We start from the raw sequence: 15,134 nt of genomic DNA on the forward strand, positions 1-15,134 counted from the left end.
CGCCGCAGCACAATGCGGCCATGCTCCAGGCTGCACGCCTTTGCCGCTACGCGTGGGCGGCCCCGTACACGGCCCTCGGGCTCGCCCTGGGCGGCGTGGCCATGCTGTTCGGCGCCAGGGCGCGGCGCCACCGCGGCGTCGTGGAGATCTGCGGCGGCCGCATCGGCGCGGCGATCGCGCACCTGCCGCCGGTGCTCGGCTTTTCCGCGATGACGCTGGGCCACGTGATCCTGGCCGTGGACCGCTCCGCGCTGGCGCAGCTGCGGCTGCACGAACACGTGCACGTGCGGCAGTACGAGCGCTGGGGTCCGCTGTTCCTGCCGGCCTATTTCCTGTCGAGCCTTGTGCAGCTGCTGCGCGGCCGCAATCCCTATCGCGAGAACCATTTCGAGCGGCAGGCCTACGCGGCGGACGCGCGCCGGCGCATCGCGCGCGACAGCGCGCGGGCCTGAGGTTTCTCCCGCTGCACGCCGGCGCGAATCGCGTCATGATGGCGTGTCTGGCATGGAGGATTCGCGATGGACAACACGACAGACCCTGCCGACACCCCCCGCCTGATCGACCTGACCCGGCAGACGGACGTGCAGTTCTGGTGCCGCGTGTTCGACGTGAGCATGGACGAGCTGCGCGACGCCGTCCACCACGCAGGGCACCAGGTGCAGGAAGTGGAGCGCTACCTGCGCAACAAGGCGGACAAGACGCACTGACAACGCATGGCGCGCCGGCTCTCCGGCGCCGGGAGGAGGAGCAATGCAGACCACGCGACTGGGCCGCACGGGCCTGAAGGTTTCCCGCATCTGCCTGGGCATGATGACCTACGGCACGCCGCAGTGGCGCGACTGGGTGCTGGATGAGGAAGCCTCGCGTCCGCTGGTGCGCCAGGCCGTCGAGCTGGGCATCAATTTCTTCGACACCGCCGACATGTACTCCGGCGGCGAGAGCGAGGTCCTCACCGGCCGCTTCCTGCGCGAGTTCTGCCGGCGCGAGGAGGTGGTGATCGCCACCAAGCTCTTCTACCCTGTCGACCTCGGCTTCAAGGGCGGCGCCGCGCTCGGCGTGAAGCCGCCGCAGCGGCCGAACCAGAGCGGCCTGTCGCGCAAGCGCATCTTCCATGCCGTGGACGAGAGCCTCCAGCGCCTGGGCACCGACTACATCGACCTGTACCAGATCCACCGCTTCGACCACGACACGCCGATCGAGGAGACGATGGAGGCGCTGCACGACGTGGTGAAGGCCGGCAAGGCCCGCTACATCGGCGCGAGCAGCATGTACGCGTGGCAGTTCGCGAAGATGCAGCAGGTGGCGAAGGAGCACGGCTGGACGCCCTTCGCGAGCATGCAGAACCACTACAACCTGGCCTACCGCGAGGAGGAGCGCGAGATGATCCCGCTGTGCCGCGACCAGGGCGTGGGCCTGATTCCCTGGAGCCCGCTGGCGCGCGGCTTCCTCGCCGGCAACCGCAAGCGCGGCGACAAGGAAGGCGGCGAAACCTCGCGCGCGAAGACCGACGACATCGCGCAGAAGTATTACTACCGCGACAGCGACTTCAAGGTGGTGGAGGCGCTGGGCGCGCTGGCGCGCGAGCGCGGCGTGAGCAACGCGACGCTCGCCTATGCCTGGCTGCTGCGCAAGGGCGTCACCGCGCCCATCATCGGCGCGAGCAAGCCGTACCAGCTCGAGCAGGCCGTGGCCGCCGTGGAGACGACGCTCGGCGACGAGGAAGTGCGCAAGCTCGAGGCGGCGTACGAGCCGCACCCGGTGCTCGGCCACCTGTAGGCCGCTTCCCACGGGCGCGTCCGCCGTTCTCCGCGGGACGCGGACGCTCCTGCGCCGCACGATGGAGGCTTGCCACAGGAGGCCTTCATGGACAAGAAACCCGCTGCGAAGGACAACGCCCGCAGCTCCAGCAACGAAGCCGCTGCCGAGAAGCAGCGCGAGATCCAGCGCGAACAGGACCGCAAGGAGCCGAAGGAGGGCTCCGGCGGCGGCAAGGAGAAGGAGCCGCCGCAGACCAGCGCGCAGAAGTACCCGAGCGACATGCCGGCCCAGCACCTGCCCAAGCCGGGCCAGGAAGCGGACATGGAGCTCAAGCCGCAGTTCATGGCGCGCGAGTACCGCGGCAGCGGCAAGCTCAAGGGCATGGTCGCGCTGATCACCGGCGGCGACTCCGGCATCGGCCGCGCTGTGTCCGTGCTCTTCGCGCGCGAGGGCGCGGACGTCGCGATCGTCTATCTCTCCTCGCACGAGGACGCGGAGGAGACCAGGCGCTGCGTCGAGGCGGAGGGCCGGCGCTGCCTGCTGATCGCCGGCGACGTGAAGGACTCGGCCTTCTGCAAGCAGGCGGTGGAAAAGACCGTCGCGCAGTTCGACGGGCTGGACATCCTGGTGAACAACGCGGCCTTCCAGGAGCACGCGCATTCGCTCGCGGACATCACCGACGAGCGCATGGAAGAGACCTTCACCACCAACATCCTGGGCTACATGCGCATGGCGCGCGCCGCCCTGCCGCACCTGAAGCAGGGCTCCTGCATCATCAACACCGGGTCCGTGACGGGCCTGCGCGGCAGCGCCAAGCTGCTGGACTACTCGGCGACCAAGGGCGCGATCCACGCGTTCACGATGTCGCTGGCCTCCAGCCTGATCGACAAAGGCATCCGCGTGAACGCCGTCGCCCCCGGGCCCGTGTGGACGCCGCTGAACCCGGCCGACCAGAGCGCCAAGGAGATCGTGGAGTTCGGCAAGCAGACCGACTACAAGCGCCCGGCCCAACCGGAGGAGCTGTCGCCGGCCTACGTGTTCCTGGCGTCGCCGGTCTGCTCCAGCTACATCACGGGGATCGTCCTGCCGGTCACAGGGTCTGTGGGGAGTTGACAGAATGGAGGGCATGAAACCCCTCCACATCGACTTCGTCTCCGACGTCGCCTGCCCCTGGTGCGCCGTCGGCCTGGCCTCCCTCGAGCAGGCGCTGCGCAAGCTGGAAGGCGAGGTCGCCGTCGACCTCGCCTTCCAGCCCTTCGAGCTCAATCCGCAGATGGGGCCGGAGGGGCAGGACGTCACGGAGCACCTGACCGAGAAGTACGGCTCCACGCCCGAGCAGCAGGCGCAATCGCGCGCCGGCATCGCGCAACGGGGCGCGGCTGTGGGCTTCGAATTCCGCAAGGAAGGGCGCGGGCGCGTGTGGAACACCTTCGACGCGCACCGCCTGCTCACCTGGGCCGGCGAGCAGGGCGCCGACAAGCAGCGGGCGCTGAAGATGGCCTTGCTGAAGGCCTACCACGGTGAGGGCCGCAGCCCGGCCGACCACGCCGCCCTGGCGGACGCTGCCGCTTCGGTCGGCCTGGACCGCGCGCAGGCCGAGGCCGTGCTGGCGAGCGACCGCTATGCCGACGAAGTGCGCGAACGCGAGCGCCACTTCCAGCAGCTGGGCATCCACGCCGTGCCTTCGGTCATCGTCAACAACCGCCACCTGATCCAGGGCGGACAGCCGCCCGAGGTGTTCGAGCAGGCCTTGCGGCAGATCGCGTCGGAAGCGTAGGGTGGCGGTGAGCGCAGCGAACCCCACCAGCCGCGATCAGTGCCCCCCGGCCGCCCGGGCGAGCTTGACGCAGTAATCGAGCATCGCCTCGGTCTCCATTGCCTTGTCGAACACGCCGTCGGCGCCCATGGCCTCGCAGTGGCGGCGCACCTGCGGGTTCGCGGTGCCGGTGAGCACGACGATCTTGCGCAGGGGATCGCGGTCGCGCAGCGCCTGCAGGACGCCGAAGCCGCTGCCGCCGCCCGGCTCGAGCACGAGGTCCACGATGGCGATGTCCCAGTCGTTGGCGGCATCGCGCAGCCAGGCCACCGCCTGCTTCTCGGTTGCGGCCCAACCGGCCGGCGCGATCCCGGCGATTTCCGATAGCGCTTCCAGCAGGCTGTCCCGGACCGCAGGCTGGTCTTCCACCAGGAATGCCTTCAGCGCCAAACAGCTCCTCCTCGCGCGGCGCGGTGCGCCGCCGCGGGAAGCATTGTGCACCCAAGGGCCTCCGCACGCGACGCGCGCGGCCCCCGGGTGTTGCGCGTCAGCCCACCTGCACCTGGATGCGGCGCGGGCGGGCGTCCTCGGCCTTCGGGATGGTCAGGCGCAGCACGCCGTCGCGCAACTGCGCTTCCACGCGCTGCGTGTCGAGTTCGCGGCTCAGGGTGAACTGGCGCCGGTAGTTGGGGCACTGCGCCTCGCCGTACACCAGCTGCATGTCGCCGGGCCCGCTCGTCCGGGCCGTGGCCTCGAGCAGCAGGGTGTCGCCGTCGACGCGCAGGTGCAGCTGGTCGCGCTGCACGCCGGGCAGGTCGGCCAGCAGCGTGATCGCGTGCTCGTCCTCGAAGATGTCGACCGGCGGCACGACGAAGGGCTGCTGCTTCTGCTGCTCCTGCTGCTGCGCCGCGGGCTGGGCGCGGTCGGTGTCGGAAGGGATCGTCTGGACAGCGTTGTTCATGGCGTGCTCCTTCAGTTCACTTCGATGCGGCGGGGCAGGGACGACGCCCGCTTGTTGACGCTCACGCGCAGCAGGCCGTCGCGGTAGCTGGCCTGGACGGCAGCGGGATCGGCGTCCTCGGGCAGGCTCACCACGCGCCGGAACTTGCCCGAGAAGCGCTCCCGCGCGTAGACGCTGGTGCGCTCGTCCTGCGGCAGCTCGCTGGGGCGCTCGCCCGCGATGATCAGCAGGCCGCGGTCGACCGTGATCTCCAGCCTGGACGGGTCGAGCCCGGGCGCGAGCGCCTGCACTTCGATCGAGGTGGGCGTCGTGCCCACGTTCAGCACCGGGAAACCGGCGGCCTGGGAACGGATGCTGGCGCTGCGGCCCGGAAACAGCTGGTCCATCAGCGTCTGCATGCGGTTGAGGTCCGCGAACAGGTCCGCGGACGAAAGGAACAGGGGACTCATGGCTTCTCCTTTTCCAGCGTACGGGGAACCGGAATTGGGTTCGCCCGCCGCGCTTTTCAAGGGGAGGCCGGGCGCCTACTCGTACGCCGACACCGGCACGCAGCTGCAGAACAGGTTGCGGTCGCCGTAGACGTTGTCCACGCGGCCCACGGGCGGCCAGTACTTCATGTGCCGGCGCTCGTGCAGCAGCGCCGCGCCCACCTCGCGCGGATAGGGATGCGGCCACTCGGCCTGCACCAGCGCCGCCGCCGTGTGCGGCGCGTTCTTCAGCGGGTTGTCGTCCTGGGGCCATTCGCCGCGCTCGATGCGCCGGATCTCCTCGCGGATGGCGACCATCGCCTCGATGAAGCGGTCGATCTCGTCCAGCGTCTCGCTCTCGGTGGGCTCCACCATCAGCGTGCCGGGCACGGGGAAGGACAGCGTGGGCGCGTGGAAGCCGTAGTCCATCAGGCGCTTGGCGACGTCCTCCGCGGTGACGCCGCTCGTCTCCTTCAGCGGCCGCAGGTCCAGGATGCACTCGTGCGCGACGTGCCCGTTCTCGCTCGCGTAGAGCGTGGGGTAGTGCTCGCGCAGCCGCACGCTGATGTAGTTGGCACTGAGGATCGCCGCCTCGGTGGCGCGCTGCAGGCCCTCGGCGCCCATCATGCGGCAGTACATCCAGCTGATGGGAAGCACCGAGGCGTTGCCGAGCGGCGCCGCCGACACCGCGCCCACCGGATGCTCCGGCAGGCCGCCGGTGCGGTGCCCGGGCAGGAAGGGGACGAGGTCCTCGACCACGCAGACCGGCCCGACGCCGGGCCCGCCGCCGCCGTGCGGGATGCAGAAGGTCTTGTGCAGGTTCAGGTGGCTCACGTCGCCGCCGAAGGCGCCGGGCGCGGCCAGGCCGACCAGGGCATTCATGTTGGCGCCGTCCACGTACACGCGGCCGCCATGACCGTGCACCAGCTCGCACAGCTCCTTCACCTGCTTCTCGAACACGCCGTGCGTGCTGGGATAGGTGATCATGATGCAGGCGAGGTTGGCGCTGTGCTGCTCGCACTTCGCCCGCAGGTCCGCCAGGTCCACGTTGCCGTTGTCGTCGCAGGCCGTCACCACCACCTGCATGCCGGCCATCTGCGCGCTGGCCGGGTTGGTGCCGTGGGCGGAGGAGGGGATCAGGCACACGTTGCGGTGCGACTCGCCCCGGCTCGCATGCCAGGCGCGGATCGCCAGCAGTCCCGCGTACTCCCCCTGGGAGCCGGCGTTGGGCTGCAGGCTGATGTCGGCATAGCCGGTCGCTTGGCAAAGCCAGGCGCGCAGCTGGGCGTCGAGCTCGGCGTAGCCCTGCAGCTGGTCGCGCGGCGCGAAGGGGTGCACGTGCGCGAACTCGGGCCAGGTGATGGGGATCATCTCGCTGGTCGCGTTCAGCTTCATCGTGCAGCTGCCCAGCGGGATCATGGTGCGGTCCAGCGCGAGATCCTTGTCGGAGAGGCTGCGGAGATACCGCAGCATGCCGGTCTCGCTGTGGTGCGTGTTGAAGACCGGGTGCGTCAGGAAGTCGCTGGTGCGGCGCAGTTCCGGCGGGATCGCCGGCTCCACGCCCTGCTCGAAGGCCGCGAAGTCCGGCAGCGCCTGCCCCGGCTTCGCGAAGATGCTCCACAGCAGGCGCAGGTCCTCGCGCGTGGTCGTCTCGTCGAGCGCGATGGTGATGTATTCGTCCCAGTCCTTGCGCAGGTTGCAGCGCAGGGCATGGCCCTTGGCGATCAGCGCGTCGGTGGCCTCGCCCGTGCGCAGGGCCACCGTGTCGAAGAACGCCGGCTTGTGCGGCTTGTACCCGAGCTGCTCGAGCCCCCTGGCCAGGATCGCGGCGTAGCTCGCCACGCGCTGCGCGATGCGGCGCAGGCCTTGCGGGCCGTGGTAGACGGCGTACATGCTGGCGACCACCGCCGGCAGCACCTGCGCCGTGCAGATATTCGATGTCGCCTTCTCCCGCCGGATGTGCTGCTCGCGGGTCTGCAGGGCGAGCCGGTAGGCGGGCTTGCCATGCACGTCCACGCTGACGCCGACCAGACGGCCCGGCATGGAGCGCTTGAATTCGTCGCGGCAGGCGAGGTAGGCCGCATGCGGGCCGCCCGCGCCCATGGGCACGCCGAAGCGCTGCGTCGTGCCGACCACGATGTCGGCGCCGAACTCGCCGGGCGGCAGCAGCAGCGTCAGCGCCAGCAGGTCGGCGGCGACGATGAACGCCGCCTGCTTGCCGTGCACCTGCTGCGCGTCGGCGCGGAGGTCGTGCAGGCTGCCGCTGGTGGACGGATATTGCACCAGCACGGCGAAGTAGTCGCCCTGGAGCCGCTGCGCCCATTCGTCGGCGGAATTCGCCAGCACGACCTCGATGCCCAGCGGCGCCGCGCGCGTCTGCACCACCTCGATGGTCTGCGGGTGGCAGTCGCCGGCGACGACGAAGGTGTTGCTCTTGCTCTTCACGCTGCGCTTCGCGAGCGCCATCGCCTCGGCCGCCGCCGTGGCCTCGTCCAGCATGGAGGCATTGGCGATGGGCATGGCCGTGAGGTCGCACACCATGGTCTGGAAGTTGACCAGCGCCTCCATGCGGCCCTGGCTGATCTCGGCCTGGTAGGGCGTGTAGGCCGTGTACCAGGCCGGGTTCTCCAGCACGTTGCGCAGGATCACGGCGGGGGTGAAGGTGCCGTAGTAGCCCTGGCCGATGAAGCTGCGGAACACCTGGTTGCGCCGCGCGATCGCGCGCAGTTCCGCCAGCGCCGCGGCTTCCGTGGCCGGCGGCGGCAGGCGCATCGGCTCGCCGCGCGCGATCGAACGCGGGACGATGCTCTCCACCAGCGAGCGGCGCGAAGCCTCGCCGATCACCGAGAGCATGTGGCGCTCGTCGGCCTCCGTCACGCCGACGTGGCGCGGGATGAATTCCTTGGTGTCTTCCAGTTCCGCGAGGGGCCGCACGGCTGGCATCGTCGGGTCAGGCGTTGGCCTTGACGAACTTCGCGTACTCCGGTTCGTCCATCAGCACGTCGAATTCGCTCATGTCCTTGATCAGGATCTTGAAGAACCAGCCGGTGCCCATCGGGTCCTTGTTGGCGATGGACGGGTCGGCCCGCAGGTCCTCGTTGACCTCCGTCACCTCGCCCGAGATCGGCATGAACACGTCGGCCGCGGCCTTGACCGATTCGACGACGCCCGCGACCTCGCCCCGGGCGTAGGTCTTGCCCACCTCCGGCAGGTCCACGAAGACGACGTCGCCGAGCGCGTCCTGCGCATGCAGGGTGATCCCGACGACGGCGGCCTCATGGTCCTCGAGCTGGATCCACTCGTGCTCGGGCGTGTACTTGACGGTCATGGGTCTCTCCTTCCTGGGCGGGCTTCAGCCGCGGTAGTAACGGTTGGGAACGAAGGGCGTGGGGCTCACGGCCATGGGCACGGGCTTGCCCCGCACCATGGCCTGCAGGCGGGTGGCGGGCTGGGCCAGCTGCGGCGGGACATAGCCCATCGCGATGGGCCGTTCGACCGTGGGGCCGAGCAGCCCGCTGGTCACCTCGCCGACGCGCAGGCCCTGCGTGTCGTGCAGTTCGGTGTGTTCGCGCACCGGGATGCGCTCCAGGGCCATGAGGCCGACGCGCTTGCGGGCGATGGGCTCGGCGCCCTCCAGCTGCGCCAGCACCCTGTCCGCGCCGGGGAAGCCGCCGGCGCGCTCGCCGCCGATGCGCCGCACCTTCTGGATCGCCCAGTTCAGCGCGGCCTCGACCGGCGTCGTGGTGGTGTCGATGTCGTTGCCGTACAGGCACAGGCCCGCTTCCAGGCGCAGCGAGTTGCGCGCGCCCAGGCCGACCGGCTGCACCTCGGGCTGCGCCAGCAGCGCGCGGGCCAGCGCCTCGGCGTGCGCGCCGGGCACCGAGATCTCGAAGCCGTCCTCGCCGGTGTAGCCGCTGCGGGTGACGAACAGCTCGGCGCCCTGCCAGCGGAAGGTGGCGCCCGTCATGAACACCAGCTTGCCCACGCCGGGCAGCACGCGCTCCAGCGCGTCCACGGCCTTCGGGCCCTGCAGGGCCAGCAGGCCGCGATCGGGCAGGGGCGTCAGCTCGCACTGGCTGCCGATGCGCTCCTGCATGTGCTGGATGTCGCCGACCTTGCAGGCGCCGTTGACGACGACGAACAGGTCGGTGCCGCGGTTGGCGAACATCAGGTCGTCGATGATCGTGCCTTCGTCGGTGAGCAGCAGGCCGTAGCGCTGCCGCCCGGGCGCGAGGTCGATCACGTCCACGGGCATGAGCGTCTCGAAGGCGGCGGCGGCCTGCGGGCCGGCCAGCGTCAGCTGGCCCATGTGGGACACGTCGAACAGGCCCGCGGCCGCGCGGGTGTGCCTGTGCTCGGCGATCAGGCCCGCGGGGTACTGCACCGGCATGGAATAGCCGGCAAAGGGAACCATCCGCGCACCCAGTTCGAGGTGCAGGGCATGCAGGGGTGTCTTCTGTAGCTCTTCTGCAGGGGCGGACACAGGTGCTCCACGGTGCGCGAAGGGCCATCGTACACACGATGGGCGGGGCCGTGCGCGGGGCCGGCAACTGCTCGTCCGTAGGCTGGCGGTGAGCGCGCAGCGCGAACCCCAGCGAAGCGCGAAGCGCTGGGGTTCGCTGCGCTCACCGCCAGCCTACGGGGACGCTGCGGTCACTTCGCGTACACGAGGTCCCGGAAGGTGAGCGACAGGGAAGGCACGTAGGTGATCACCATCAGGCAGGCCAGGATCACCAGCACGAAGGGGATCAGCTGGCCGATGATGCGGTCCAGGGAGATCTTCGCCACCGTGCAGGCCGCGAACAGGTTCACGCCGAAGGGCGGCGTGATCATGCCCAGCGCCAGGTTCACCACCATGATCAGGCCGAAGTGCACCGGGTCGATGCCGAAGTGCTGCGCCACCGGCGCCAGGATCGGTCCCAGCACGATGATCGCGGCGCTGGTCTCGATGAACATGCCGATGATGAAGAGCGCCGCGTTCACCCCCAGCAGGAACATGCCGGGACTCTTGAGCACGGCCTCCAGCCAGTGGCCGATGGCCTCCGGCACGCCGGCGCGCGTGATCAGGAAGGCGAACAGGCCCGCGTTGGCGATGATGAACATGATCACCGCCGAGGAGATCACCGACTTGCGCAGCACGGCGTACAGGTCGCGCACGTCCAGCTCGCGGTAGATGAAGACGCCCACGACCAGGGCGTAGAACACCGCGACGGCGGAGGCCTCGGTCGGCGTGAAGATGCCGCCGTAGATGCCGCCCAGGATGATCACCGGCATCAGCAGCGCCCAGCCGGCCTGCAGCAGCGCGCGGCCGAAGGGCAGCCGGCCCTCCCCGTCGTTCTTGCCCCAGCCCTTCCACTTGCACCAGGCCCACACGAAGAACATGAGCGAGCCGCCGATCAGGACGCCCGGGCCGAAGCCGGCGATGAACAGCTCGCCGATCGAGACCTCGGCGCTCACGCCGTAGAGGATCAGCGGGATGGAGGGCGGAATGATCACGCCCAGCTCCGCGCTGGTGGCCTGCAGGGCCGCGGCGTAGCTGGTGGGGTAGCCGTGCTTGATCAGCGCCGGGATCAGGATCGCGCCGATCGCGAAGGTCGTGGCGACCGAGGAGCCGGACACGGCGGCGAAGATCAGGCAGGTCAGCACGCAGGTCATGGGCAGGCCGCCCTGGATGCCGCCGACGATGCTCTTGGCGAATTCGACGAGGCGGCGCGAGATGCCGCCCGTTTCCATCAGGTTGCCGGCCAGGATGAAGAAGGGGATGGCCGCCAGCGGAAACTTGTTGATCGAGTTGAACATCTCCTTGACGGAGATGAGCATGTGGGCGCCGGTCACCTGGATGCCCAGGATGGCCGACAGCCCGATGGATACGGCGACGGAGACGCTGAGCGCGAAGCACAGCACCATGGTCGCGAGCATGGCGCTGGTCATTGCGCGGTCTCCAGTTCGTTGCGCTGGGGATCCAGCAGGTTGCCGACGATGCCGAGGATGCAGAAGAGGGCACCCACCGGCAGGGCCAGGTAGCCCCAGAACATCGAGATCGATTCCAGCCCCGCCATGGACTGCACCTTGCCGCGCACCGCGTAGTCCCAGCCCCACCAGAGGATCAGGCCGATCAGCAGCAGCGAGGCGGCGGCCACGACCCAGTCCAGCACCCTGCGCGGCGTGGCCGGCACCAGCCGGTACAGCACGTCCACGCTCACCATCGCGCCCTGGCGGAACGCCGTGGGGATGCCCAGGAACACCATCCAGATCAGCGACAGGCGGATCAGGATCTCGCTCCACTCGGCCGGCTGCTCCAGCACGAAGCGGGTGACGATCTGGAACATGCCCAGCGAGCTGGCGACGACCAGCATCAGGCAGGCGCCGGCCATGGCCAGGCCGCTGGTGAAGCGCTCGATGCGCAGGAAGGTGTCTCTCATGTCTTCCTCGGAATGGAAAGGCCCGCACGTGCGGGCCTTGGATCCCGGCCTGCGCCGGGATGACATGCCATGCCGTGCCTGCGGCACGGCGAGGCATGTCACTTGTAGTTGCGGATGCGGTCCAGGTTGGCCTTGCCGAACTGCTTCTCGAATTCGGCGCTGACCGGGGCCAGGGCCTTCACGAAGGCGGCCTTGTCGACGTTGTCGATCACGGTCATGCCCTTGGCGCGCAGGTCGGCCACGCCCTTGGCGTCGTCCTCGTCCACGCGGGCGCGGTTGGCCTTGGTGCCTTCCTTGGCGGCCTCGATGAAGGCCTTCTGGTCGGCGGGCGACAGCTTGTCGAACATCGCCTTGTTCATCACGAAGATGCAGGGCGAGTACACGTGGCCCGTCAGCGACAGGTGCTTCTGCACCTGGTCGAACTTGGCGGAGATGATCACCGACAGCGGGTTCTCCTGGCCGTCCACCGTGCCCTGCTGCAGGGCGGTGAACACTTCCGGGAAGGCCATGGGCGTGGTGATGATGCCGAAGGCCTTGTAGGCCGTGATGTGCACCGGGTTCTCCATGGTGCGCATCTTCAGGCCCTTCAGGTCGGCGGGCAGCTTCACGTCCCGCTTGCTGTTGGTCATGTGGCGGAAGCCGTTCTCGGCCCAGGCCAGCGCCTTGAAGCCCTTGGACTCGAACTTCTTCAGCAGCTCGTCGCCGATCGGGCCGTCGAGCACCGCGCGGGCGTGCGCCTTGTCGCGGAACAGGAAGGGCACGTCGAGGATCTTGGTCTCGGGCACGAAGTTCGGCACCGGGCCGGTGGACGAGAAGGCCAGCGCCTGGGTGCCCAGCTGCACGGACTCGATCGACTCGCGCTCGCCGCCGAGCGCGCCGTTGTAGAAGGTCTCGATCTTGTAGCGGCCGTTGGTGCGCGCGGCGACTTCCTTCGCGAAGGTGTCGATGGCGACGCCCTGGTGCGAGTTCTGGGACGTCGAGATGCTGATCTTCATCACCGTCTGGGCGGAAGCCAGCGAGGTGGCGAGCAGGCCGGCGGCCAGCATGGCGAAGAGCTTGGTGTACTTCAAGAAGGGACTCCTGCGGGTTGTGCGAAAGGGCAGGGCGACATCATGCCAAAGTCGAGCTCAGGGTTCCCCCGGATAGCCTTGCCTTGTCATCCCGGGCTTGACCCGGGATCCACTCACATGTTCGTGTAATTCGGCCCGCCTCCGCCTTCCGGCGTGACCCACACGATGTTCTGCGTCGGGTCCTTGATGTCGCAGGTCTTGCAGTGCACGCAGTTCTGGGCGTTGATCTGCAGGCGGTCGCCGCCGTCCTCGGTCTTCACGAACTCGTAGACGGCCGCCGGGCAGTAGCGCCCCTCAGGCCCGGCGTACTCGTGCAGGTTGATGCGCACGGGGACCGTCGGGTCCTTCAGCGTCAGGTGCGCCGGCTGGTTTTCCTCGTGGTTGGTGTTGGAGATGAACACCGAGGAAAGCCGGTCGAAGGTCAGCTTGCCGTCAGGCTTGGGGTAGGCGATGGGCTTGCACTGCGCCGCCGGCTTCAGGTAGGTGTGGTCGGGCCGGTCGCGGTGCAGCGTCCAGGGGATGTTCCCGCGCAGCAGGAACTGCTCGATGCCCGTCATGAAGGTCGCGACCGAGCGGCCCTTCTTGAACCACTGCTTGAAGTTGCGCGCCTTGTTCAGTTCCTCGTGCAGCCAGGACTTCTCGAACGCTTCCGGATAGGCCGTGAGCTCGTCGTGCTGGCGGCCGGCCGTGACGGCGTCGAACGCGGCGCGGGCGGCCAGCATGCCGGTCTTGATCGCGGCGTGGCTGCCCTTGATGCGCGAGGCGTTCAGGAATCCGGCGTCGTCGCCGACCAGCGCGCCGCCGGGGAACACCGTCTTCGGCAGCGACAGGATGCCGCCCACGGTGAGCGCGCGGGCGCCGTAGCCCAGGCGCTTGGCCGTGCCGCCCTCGAAGTACCAGCGGATGTTGGGGTGCGTCTTGAAGCGCTGGAACTCCTCGAAGGGCGAGAGATAGGGGTTGGCGTAGTCCAGGCCCACGACGAAGCCGATGGAGATCTGGTTGTTCTCCATGTGGTACAGGAAGGAGCCGCCGTAGGTCATCTCGTCCAGAGGCCAGCCGGCGCTGTGCAGGGCGAGGCCGGGCTGGTGGCGCGAAGGATCGATCTCCCACACTTCCTTGACGCCGATGCTGTAGCTCTGCGGGTCCCGCCCGGCGTCGAGCTTGTAGCGCTCGATCAGCTGCCGGCCCAGGTGGCCGCGCGAACCCTCGGCGAAGATCGTGTACTTGGCGTGCAGCTCCATCCCGAGCTGGAAGTTGTCGGTCGGCTCGCCGTCCTTGCCCACCCCCATGTTGCCGGTGGCCACGCCCTTCACCGAACCATCCTCGTTGTAGAGGACCTCGGCGGCCGGGAAGCCGGGGAAGATCTCCACGCCCAGCGCCTCGGCCTGCTGCGCCATCCAGCGCACCACGTTGGCGAGGCTCACGATGTAGTTGCCGTGGTTGCCGAAGTTGGGCGGCAGCAGGAAGTTGGGGACGCGCTTCGCGCCGTTCTCGCCGAGGAACAGGAAGATGTCTTCCGTGACCGGCACGTTCAGCGGCGCGCCCTTCTCCTTCCAGTCGGGGATCAGCTCGGTGAGCGCGCGCGGGTCCACGATCGCGCCGGAGAGGATGTGCGCGCCGGGCTCGGAGCCCTTCTCGAGCACGACCACCGAGACGTCCTTGCCTTCCTCGGCGGCGAGCTGCTTCAGGCGGATCGCGGCGGCCAGGCCGGCCGGCCCGCCGCCGACCACCACCACGTCGTATTCCATCGCTTCGCGCGGTCCGTACTGGGCCAGGATTTCTTCTTGCGTCATGGGTGTCGTCGATAATGGGTTGCACTCGCGCGCGTGCGCGCCGGCCCGCGGGGCTGCCGCATTCTATGCGGCTGCCGCGCGGCGGCGAGCGGCCGCGCGCTTCGCACTCCAGGGAGGATCCAGTGGCATACAGCATCGACTTGTCCGGGCGCGTGGCCTTCGTCACGGGCGCATCCAGCGGCCTCGGCGCCCAGTTCGCCCGCGTGCTGGCGCGCTCCGGCGCCGCGGTCGTGCTGGCCGCGCGCCGCATCGAGAAGCTGAAGGACCTGCGCGCGCAGATCGAGGGCGAGGGCGGCGACGCGCACGTGGTCGGCCTGGACGTGACGGACCTCGCGAGCATCCGCGCCGCCGTGGCGCACGCGGAGACGGAGGTCGGCTCCATCGACATCCTGGTCAACAACTCCGGCGTCAGCACCACGCAGCGCATCCAGGACGTCACGGAGGAGGACTTCGACTACGTCTTCGACACCAACGTCAAGGGCGCCTTCTTCGTCGCCCAGGAAGTCGGCAAGCGCATGCTGGCGCGCGCCAAGGGCGCGGCGCCGGGCACCTACACCGGCGGGCGCATCATCAACATCGCCTCGATGGCCGGGCTGCGGCCGCTGCCGCAGATCGGCGTCTACGCCACCAGCAAGGCGGCCGTCGTGCAGATGACGCGCGCCATGGCGCTGGAGTGGGGCCGCTTCGGCATCAACGTGAACGCGCTGTGCCCCGGCTACATCGACACCGAGATCAACCACCACCACTGGGACACGGAACAGGGCCAGAAGCTGGTGCAGATGCTGCCGCGCAAGCGCCTGGGCAAGCCCGGCGACCTCGACGCGCTGATCGTGATGCTGGCCTCGGACCAGAGCCACTTCGTCAACGGGGCGGTGATCGCCGCGGACGACGGCTTCGCCATTTGAAC

Annotated in this window: 16 protein-coding genes; 6 read left to right on the plus strand and 10 right to left on the minus strand. The window is 69.1% G+C overall.

Annotation, left to right across the window (positions count from 1 at the left end):
- The first annotated feature begins 20 nt into the window (after positions 1-20).
- The 5 genes from ACY0MJ_RS06755 to ACY0MJ_RS06775 all read left to right on the plus strand — a co-directional run bounded on the left by ACY0MJ_RS06755 (position 21) and on the right by ACY0MJ_RS06775 (position 3,535).
- Positions 21-452, plus strand: a complete 432-nt coding sequence (locus ACY0MJ_RS06755) for a signal peptide prediction (RefSeq protein ID WP_462637578.1) — start codon at positions 21-23, stop codon at positions 450-452.
- Between the two features lie 66 nt (positions 453-518).
- Entirely contained in the window at positions 519-707 is a 189-nt protein-coding gene (locus ACY0MJ_RS06760; protein ID WP_462637579.1) for a DUF3606 domain-containing protein, read from the plus strand.
- A 43-nt stretch (positions 708-750) separates the two neighbouring features.
- On the plus strand, positions 751-1,776 hold the full coding sequence (locus tag ACY0MJ_RS06765; RefSeq protein WP_462637580.1) for an aldo/keto reductase: 1,026 nt from the start codon (positions 751-753) through the stop codon (positions 1,774-1,776).
- Between the two features lie 87 nt (positions 1,777-1,863).
- Complete coding sequence (locus tag ACY0MJ_RS06770) at positions 1,864-2,871, plus strand: SDR family oxidoreductase (protein ID WP_462637581.1); 1,008 nt, start codon at positions 1,864-1,866, stop codon at positions 2,869-2,871.
- Positions 2,872-2,884: 13 nt separating this feature from the next.
- Positions 2,885-3,535 (plus strand): DsbA family oxidoreductase, encoded by a 651-nt coding sequence (locus ACY0MJ_RS06775; protein ID WP_462637582.1) that lies wholly within the window; start codon positions 2,885-2,887, stop codon positions 3,533-3,535.
- A 36-nt stretch (positions 3,536-3,571) separates the two neighbouring features.
- On the opposite strand, the gene ACY0MJ_RS06780 is transcribed toward ACY0MJ_RS06775, so the two are convergent.
- From ACY0MJ_RS06780 to ACY0MJ_RS06825, 10 genes are all read right to left on the minus strand, one after another.
- A complete protein-coding gene (locus tag ACY0MJ_RS06780) occupies positions 3,572-3,964 on the minus strand; it encodes a response regulator (RefSeq protein WP_462637583.1) in 393 nt (130 codons plus the stop codon).
- Positions 3,965-4,061: 97 nt separating this feature from the next.
- The gene (locus ACY0MJ_RS06785; protein ID WP_462637584.1) at positions 4,062-4,475 is read right to left on the minus strand and encodes an Hsp20/alpha crystallin family protein; all 414 of its coding nucleotides are present in this window, start codon (positions 4,473-4,475) and stop codon (positions 4,062-4,064) included.
- An 11-nt stretch (positions 4,476-4,486) separates the two neighbouring features.
- A complete protein-coding gene (locus tag ACY0MJ_RS06790; protein ID WP_462637585.1) occupies positions 4,487-4,924 on the minus strand; it encodes an Hsp20/alpha crystallin family protein in 438 nt (145 codons plus the stop codon).
- 75 nt (positions 4,925-4,999) lie between these two features.
- Complete coding sequence (gene gcvP / locus ACY0MJ_RS06795; protein WP_462637586.1) at positions 5,000-7,885, minus strand: aminomethyl-transferring glycine dehydrogenase; 2,886 nt, start codon at positions 7,883-7,885, stop codon at positions 5,000-5,002.
- 7 nt (positions 7,886-7,892) lie between these two features.
- On the minus strand, positions 7,893-8,270 hold the full coding sequence (gcvH, locus tag ACY0MJ_RS06800; RefSeq protein WP_462637587.1) for a glycine cleavage system protein GcvH: 378 nt from the start codon (positions 8,268-8,270) through the stop codon (positions 7,893-7,895).
- 24 nt (positions 8,271-8,294) lie between these two features.
- Positions 8,295-9,425: a glycine cleavage system aminomethyltransferase GcvT gene (gene gcvT, locus ACY0MJ_RS06805; RefSeq protein WP_462637588.1), complete on the minus strand. Its 1,131-nt coding sequence runs from the start codon at positions 9,423-9,425 to the stop codon at positions 8,295-8,297.
- Between the two features lie 170 nt (positions 9,426-9,595).
- The gene (locus ACY0MJ_RS06810) at positions 9,596-10,873 is read right to left on the minus strand and encodes a TRAP transporter large permease (RefSeq protein WP_462637589.1); all 1,278 of its coding nucleotides are present in this window, start codon (positions 10,871-10,873) and stop codon (positions 9,596-9,598) included.
- Positions 10,870-11,364, minus strand: a complete 495-nt coding sequence (locus ACY0MJ_RS06815) for a TRAP transporter small permease (RefSeq protein WP_462637590.1) — start codon at positions 11,362-11,364, stop codon at positions 10,870-10,872. The genes ACY0MJ_RS06810 and ACY0MJ_RS06815 overlap by 4 nt, the downstream gene beginning before the upstream one ends.
- A 98-nt stretch (positions 11,365-11,462) precedes the next feature.
- The gene (locus ACY0MJ_RS06820; protein WP_462637591.1) at positions 11,463-12,434 is read right to left on the minus strand and encodes a TRAP transporter substrate-binding protein; all 972 of its coding nucleotides are present in this window, start codon (positions 12,432-12,434) and stop codon (positions 11,463-11,465) included.
- Positions 12,435-12,547: 113 nt separating this feature from the next.
- Positions 12,548-14,227, minus strand: a complete 1,680-nt coding sequence (locus ACY0MJ_RS06825; RefSeq protein ID WP_462637592.1) for an electron transfer flavoprotein-ubiquinone oxidoreductase — start codon at positions 14,225-14,227, stop codon at positions 12,548-12,550.
- Between the two features lie 122 nt (positions 14,228-14,349).
- Between ACY0MJ_RS06825 and ACY0MJ_RS06830 the strand changes: the two genes are divergently transcribed.
- Positions 14,350-15,132, plus strand: a complete 783-nt coding sequence (locus ACY0MJ_RS06830) for an SDR family oxidoreductase (protein ID WP_462637593.1) — start codon at positions 14,350-14,352, stop codon at positions 15,130-15,132.
- The last annotated feature ends 2 nt before the right edge of the window (positions 15,133-15,134 follow it).

This window comes from Ramlibacter sp. bp-362, assembly GCF_054956735.1.